The organism is Streptomyces sp. NPDC012474 (genome assembly GCF_042955185.1).
GTDB classification, from domain to species: domain Bacteria; phylum Actinomycetota; class Actinomycetes; order Streptomycetales; family Streptomycetaceae; genus Streptomyces; species Streptomyces cahuitamycinicus.
The window spans coordinates 177,095-183,384 of the sequence record NZ_JBIBEP010000020.1 but is presented as its reverse complement, the minus strand read 5'-3'; the positions used below and the strand labels follow the sequence as shown (position 1 = coordinate 183,384).

At 71.2% G+C, this 6,290-nt stretch carries 7 protein-coding genes; 1 reads left to right on the top strand and 6 read right to left on the bottom strand.

The features are described from left to right. Positions 1–156 precede the first annotated feature (156 nt). From ACFY9S_RS33750 to ACFY9S_RS33740, 3 genes are all read right to left on the bottom strand, one after another. A complete protein-coding gene (locus tag ACFY9S_RS33750) occupies positions 157–912 on the bottom strand; it encodes a DUF6227 family protein (protein WP_391136144.1) in 756 nt (251 codons plus the stop codon). Between the two features lie 179 nt (positions 913–1,091). Further along, complete coding sequence (locus tag ACFY9S_RS33745; protein WP_391136141.1) at positions 1,092–2,306, bottom strand: Ig-like domain-containing protein; 1,215 nt, start codon at positions 2,304–2,306, stop codon at positions 1,092–1,094. A 165-nt stretch (positions 2,307–2,471) separates the two neighbouring features. Beyond that, positions 2,472–3,500, bottom strand: a complete 1,029-nt coding sequence (locus ACFY9S_RS33740; protein ID WP_391136138.1) for a P1 family peptidase — start codon at positions 3,498–3,500, stop codon at positions 2,472–2,474. Between the two features lie 329 nt (positions 3,501–3,829). On the opposite strand from ACFY9S_RS33740, the gene ACFY9S_RS33735 reads away from it, so the two are divergent. Continuing rightward, entirely contained in the window at positions 3,830–4,009 is a 180-nt protein-coding gene (locus ACFY9S_RS33735) for a hypothetical protein (RefSeq protein ID WP_102914067.1), read from the top strand. A gap of 64 nt (positions 4,010–4,073) precedes the next feature. On the opposite strand, the gene mscL is transcribed toward ACFY9S_RS33735, so the two are convergent. From mscL to ACFY9S_RS33720, 3 genes are all read right to left on the bottom strand, one after another. After that, positions 4,074–4,532, bottom strand: a complete 459-nt coding sequence (mscL, locus tag ACFY9S_RS33730) for a large conductance mechanosensitive channel protein MscL (protein ID WP_391136135.1) — start codon at positions 4,530–4,532, stop codon at positions 4,074–4,076. 123 nt (positions 4,533–4,655) lie between these two features. Further along, positions 4,656–5,171, bottom strand: coding sequence for an RcpC/CpaB family pilus assembly protein (locus ACFY9S_RS33725; RefSeq protein ID WP_391136174.1), 516 nt, complete (start codon positions 5,169–5,171; stop codon positions 4,656–4,658). Positions 5,172–5,410: 239 nt separating this feature from the next. After that, the gene (locus ACFY9S_RS33720; RefSeq protein ID WP_391136132.1) at positions 5,411–6,271 is read right to left on the bottom strand and encodes an S-methyl-5'-thioadenosine phosphorylase; all 861 of its coding nucleotides are present in this window, start codon (positions 6,269–6,271) and stop codon (positions 5,411–5,413) included. Between the last annotated feature and the right edge of the window lie 19 nt (positions 6,272–6,290).

Sequence of the window (6,290 nt, the reverse complement as noted above, 5' to 3'; positions counted from 1 at the left end):
GATCCTTGCGTGGCACCGACGCGAACACGTCAGCCACGAATACGGCCAACTTCGCCCGAGCACGGTTCACTTCATGTGCATCCACACACCCAACATGCCCCCGAACAGGACCGCGAGACAGACGTAACGGAGTCCTACTAGAAAAGTCCGGCCCGCCTAGGAGAGTTGCGCCGCCCGCCGCTCCATCGCCTCGCGCGCCGCGTCCTCGCTGACGTACACCTCGCACATGTGCCGCCCGTCCGGCGTCGCCGTGTGCTCGACCTCCCAGAGGGAGACCTCCTCGCCGTCGCGCAGCAGGAACGCGTGCTCGTAGAGCGAGAAACCCAGGCCTGCCCGGCCTTCCCGGCCCGCGTGGCACGGGCGGCCGAAGGCCTGGGTGATCTGGTGCCCCGACGCGGTGGCCAGCAGGGCCGCCGTCTCCGCGTCCGGCCGGTCCGCGTTCTCCGCCCGGCGCAGTAAACGGCGCGCGTGGTCCGCGGAGTCCTCCGCGGCGTAGGCGTGCCGGGGGGCGGGGACGGGGGACAGCTGTACCGCCACCGGCAGTTCGAAGTCCGGGGTGTCCGGCGGCAGCGGCAGCCGCATGGTGGCTGCGCGCAGCTCCTCCTCGTCGACGTACACCTCATGGTGAGGCTCGCTGCCCGGCGCGGTGTTGTGGACGAGCTCCCAGAGCGTGAGCGCCGAACCGTCGGCGAGCAGCCACGTGTGCCGGTACGTCTCCCGGTGCAGGCCCGCGCTGTGGTGCGCGGAGTGCAGCGAACCGTCGTGCGCCAGCGCGCAGTCCAGGCGCCTTATCGTCTCGTCCGGTAGCTCGAAGGAGTTCAGGGCGCGGCCGAGGAGTCGCGCGAGGTGCTCCTCCGGAGACTCGGGCGAGTCGTGGGGTTCGTACGCTGCCGTCTCGTACGGAACGCTCAAGGTTTCTCCCGGCGTTGCTGCATGTCACCTTGTGGGTGCATACGGTAGCCCCTCGGTCGGACATCATGTCCGGGAACCGAGAAAACGTACGTCCGGGAAAACGCCCGGGCCACGCGAAAAGTTCCCGCGCGGCCCGGGCGGCCCGTCAAAAACCCCAGCTGGGGTGGTCTTTCATGTGGTCAGGAGGCGCTGCCCGAGACCCACTGGCTCCAGGCCATGTTCCAGCCGTTGAGCCCGTTGTCCGGCGCCACCGTCTTGTCGGGGGAGTTCTTCACGATCACCACGTCCCCGATGAGGGAGTTGTCGTAGAACCACTTGGCCGGCGTGCTGCCGCCCGCGCCCTGGACGTCGGCGAGACCGACGCAGCCGTGGCTGGTGCCCTGACGGCCGAAGGGCGGGTTGCCCTTGTTGTACCAGTAGTTGCCGTGGATGAACGTGCCCGACGTCGTCAGACGCATCGCGTGCGGTACGTCCGGGATGTCGTACTCCCCGCCCAGCCCGACCGTCCGGCTGTTCATCCGGGTCTGGACGAACTTCTCGGAGATCACCATCTGCCCGTTGTACGTGGTGTGCTCCGGGCTGCCCGCCGAGATCGGGATCGTCTTGACGGTCTTTCCGTCCCGGACGACCGTCATGGTCTGGGTGTCGGCGTCGACCGTGGAGACCTGAGAACGGCCCACCGTGAAGGTGACCGTCTTCTTCTGCACGCCGTAGACGCCGTTAGCGCCCTCGACCCCGTCCAGGTCGATCTTCATCGTGACCTTGGAGCCGGCCTTCCAGTACTCCTCCGGCCGGAAGTCGAGCCGCTGCCCGTTGAACCAGTGCCCGACGACCTTCTGCCCACTGCTGGAGGAGACCGTGATGTGCGACTGCACGGCCTTCCGGTCGGTGATGGCCTTGTCGAAGGTGAACGACACCGGCATGCCCACGCCGACCGTCGTGCCGTTGTCCGGCGTGTACGTCCCGATGAAGCTGTTCGACGACGTCACCGTCGTGAAGATCGAGTTGGCCGCGGCCGTCCGGCCGTCCGAGTCCTTCGCGGTCGCCGATATCCGGTACTTCGTCCCGCGCTCCAGCTGCTCCTTCGGCTTCCAGACCTTGCCGTCACCGGAGACCGAACCCGCGACGGTCTGCCCGCTGCCCGCCACGGTCATCTTCACCTCGGTCAGCTTCCCGTCGCTGACCTTCACGCCGGTCCGGTTGATGGACGCGCCGGTCGAACCGTCCTTCGCCGAGATGGCGATCTTCGCCACGGACGTCTTCGTACCGCCCTTGCCGCCCTTGCCGTCGTCGGCGTTGGCGCTGCCACCGCAGGCGGTGAGGGTCAGGGCGCCGACCATCAGGGCGGCACAGGCCCCCAGAGTGCGCCGCGCTGAAATGTTCGGCGTTGTCACGGGCTGCTCCCAGTTCATGTGATGTTGCGTGATCCGCTCCAGTACGTGAGGGAAGAGGGGCCGGGGTGCCGGCCGGGTTCCGTCCGTTCCCCATGGAGGCCGTCACGTGACAGAACCGCGACAAAAACCGGTTCAGCTGTGAATCCGCTGTGCCCGCAGGCCTGTTCAGCCCCCCGCGTACAGCTCCCCGTACGACGGCCACGCCCCGCCCGGACCGTCCACCGGGTCCGCCGCCCGCACGGCCCGGACGATCGCGCGCGTCACCATGTCCGCACCCGCCGCGAGGATCTCGTTCAGGGCGAGCGGGTTCGCGGCGTCCATGGCCCGCTCACCCGTCGCCAGGGCGAACACCGTGTCCCCGTCGTTGAGGAGATGCACCGGACGCACCGCCCGGGCGATGCCGTCGTGCGCCGTGCCGGCCAGCTTCTGCGCCTGTGCCTTGGACAGATCCGCGTCTGTGGCGACCACCGCGAGCGTCGTGTTGAGCGGCGGCGGCGTATTCCTCGCGGCCGTCTCGGCGAGGTGCCGCCGCGCCCGCGCGTGCACCTGTGCTGCCGGGTACTCCACCCGCCCCTGGAACAACTCCCCGTACAGCACCCCCGTTTCCGGATCCACCGCCGATCCCGCCGCGTTGGCCACGACCAGCGCCGCGACCGTGATCCCCGAGCCGAGCACCGTGCTCGCGCTGCCGATGCCGCCCTTCACCACCCCGGCCACCGCTCCCGTGCCCGCCCCCACGCACCCCTGGGGCACCGGCGCGCCGAGCTCGCTCGCCGCGGCGGCTTCGACCGCGGCCCGGCCGGTCGCCGCGTCCGGCCTGGCCCGGAAGTCACCGCCCCGCCCCAGGTCGAAGACGCAGGCGGCGGGCACCACCGGCACGACCTGATCCGGTTCCGGCCCGACACGGATACCGCGCCCCCACTCCTCCAGCCAGGCCATCACCCCCGACGCGGCGTCGAGACCGTACGCGCTGCCGCCGGTCAGCACGACCGCCTCCACTTTCCGCACCACGTTGCGCGGATCCAGCGCGTCCGTCTCCTTGGTGCCGGGCCCGCCGCCCCGCACGTCCACGGCGGCCACGGCCCCGCCCTCCGGGGCGAGCACGACCGTGGTGCCGGTGAGCCAACCGTCGCCGGTGCGTGTCGCGTGCCCCACACGCAGGCCGTAGACATCTGTCAGTGCGTCAACTGTCATGGGGAACAGTCTCGTCCGCCACTGCCCCGCCCCGCGGGCGTACCGAACCGGCGAGTGCCGTGTCAGCCCTTGACCTACGCGGCCTGGACCAACGGAGGCCGTCACCCGGCTCACGGAGGCCGTCACCCGAATCGCGGCGGCCCTCACCCCGTCCGCCTCGCCGGCCCGCTTTCCCGCGTGGCCGGATGCGTGGCCAGGGTCTCTCCGGCCGCCGGACAGCGCGCAGACGACCCCTGCCGCGAACATCGCCCGGTGACCCAGGAAGGTGCAGCAGATCACCAGCAGAGCAGAGGGCACGGGGACTCTCTCCGCGACCGTACCCTGGTTGCATGAGTACCGTCCCCGGCCCGGAGCCGCGCGAGCCGAAGCCCGCGCTTGTCTTCGACGACCCGTTCGACCAGCAGTCCTCCGACGACACCGACCGCGGCTGGGGCGAGCGCACCGATTCCGGCGGCAGTGCGGCGGACCTCAAGCGCTTCCTGGACGAGAAGCCGCCCCACCACCTCTGAACCACGGGCAAGGCGACCGCCCGCAGCGCGTTCCGTGCCGCCCGGTCTGCAGCCCGTGGCGCCGTTACCGCTGGTCGTGCCCCGAGCCGCGCTGCGCGACCAGCGCGTCCCGGATCTCCTTCAGCACCTCCAACTCGGTCACCTCGATGATCTCCTGCGCGCCCTCCTTCGCCTTCCGGCGCGCCTCCTGCCGGGCCAGGTACTTCGCCATGGGCAGGACCATCAGGAAGTAGACGACCGCCGCGGTGATGACGAAGCTCAGTGCGGCACCGAGGACGGAACCCCACAGGATCTGGATGCCCTTCTCGCCCTCGCAGGTCGAGCTCAGGCACGAGCTGTAGTGGTCGAGGTTCTTCGTCCCGATGGCGCCGACGACCGGGTTGATCATCCCCTTCACCACGGCGTTGACGATGTTGGTGAAGGCGGCACCGATCACCACCGCCACCGCCAGATCGACGACGTTCCCGCGCATCAGGAAGGCCCTGAAGCCCTCCAGGACACTCGGCTCCTTCTTCTCGCTCACCTGGGGGTCTCTCCTCGCACGAGCAGCTTGTGGAACAAAACGCTCCGCAACCTACGTCACCGTTGGGCCGAACCGGGTAACCAGGTCCCTCGAACGAGGGCCTTGACGGGATCGTGCACGCCATCACCACAGCGTCACCGCCAGCCGCCCGGTGGCACTCGCGCCGGCCAGCCGGGCGGCGGTGGCCCGTGGCACCGACAGCACGACCAGCGCCCCGCTGTCGCCCGCGCCCGCCTCCGGCTCCGGCACCTTCGTCACCCTGACCCCGCGTGCGACCACCCGGGGGTCGCCGCCCGGCACCGCCCCCTCGGCGGCGATGACGTCGACCCGGTCGCCGGGCCGCAGCAGCCGTACCGTGGCCGCGTCGGCGATCCGGACCGGGGCCGTCAACGACCCCGCGGCACGGCGCGTGTGCGCGGGCCGCTCCCCGGACACCGGGGCCGTCTGCGAGGGAGGCCGCACCCGGGGATGGCCACGGGCCCCGTCGGTGTCGCGCGGGCCCGCCGCCACGAGTGCCGTGGCGGTGACCGCGAGGCCCACGGCCACGGCCCGCCGCCGGCGCCTGAACAGCCGGCCGGACCGGTGCCCGCCGCATACCCGTACCGGATCGAACCGCGGCACCTCCCGGCTCGCGGGCACCTCGGCCCCGGGCGGGCACGAGGCGAGTGACCAGGAGGGAGACGAGGACACGACCGAGGAACGAGCAAGGGACACGGGGACCACCACCTGCGACGAGGGACCGGCTTGCGTCCCCCACGATGAGGCCTCACGCCGCCGCCCGCTCAGGCCTGTGGACCCACCACCGGCCTGTGGACAACTCCCTCACCCGAACGGCGACTTCCGGCTCTCCGCAAGGCAAGTCGCCCCCCCCTCGACCCCTACGGCAGTACGAACCCCGGATCCATCCCGCCCAGCGCACTCACACACAGACAGTCCCGCTCGCCCACCCCGGGCAGCCCGGCCACCGCGTCGAACAGCACCCCCCGCAGCCGGTCGACATTCGCCGCGAACACCCGCAGCACCTCGTCGTGCGAGACGCCCTCGCCCGTCTCGGCACCCGCGTCGAGGTCGGTGACGAGGGTCAGCGACGTGTAGCAGAGCTCCAGCTCACGGGCGAGCGCCGCCTCGGGGTGGCCGGTCATGCCCACCACCGACCAGCCCTGCGCCTGGTGCCACAACGATTCCGCACGCGTCGAGAAGCGCGGGCCCTCGACCACGACCAGGGTGCCGCCGTCCACCGGCTCCCAGTCCCGGCCGCGCGCCGCCTTCAGTGCGACGGCCCGTCCTGCGGGGCAGTAGGGGTCGGCCAGCGACACGTGGACCACGTTCGGCACGGAGCCGCCGGGCAGGGGCACCCCGTCGAAGTAGGTGCCCGCGCGGGACTTCGTGCGGTCGACCAGCTGGTCCGGCACCAGCAGCGTGCCCGGCCCGTACTCGGGGCGCAGGCCGCCCACGGCGCACGGGGCGAGGACCTGGCGCACGCCGACCGAGCGCAGTGCCCACAGGTTGGCCCGGTAGTTGATCCGGTGCGGCGGCAGGTGGTGGCCCCGTCCGTGCCGCGGCAGGAAGGCGACCCGCCGACCGGCGACGTCGCCGAGGAAGAGGGAGTCGCTGGGCGGCCCGTACGGGGTGTCGACCTGGATCTCGGTCACGTCGTCGAGGAAGGAGTAGAACCCCGAGCCGCCGATGACGCCGATCCCGGCGTCTTCCTGGTCCGTCACGTTCGCCTTGTTCGCCATGCCCGCACCCTAACCGCAC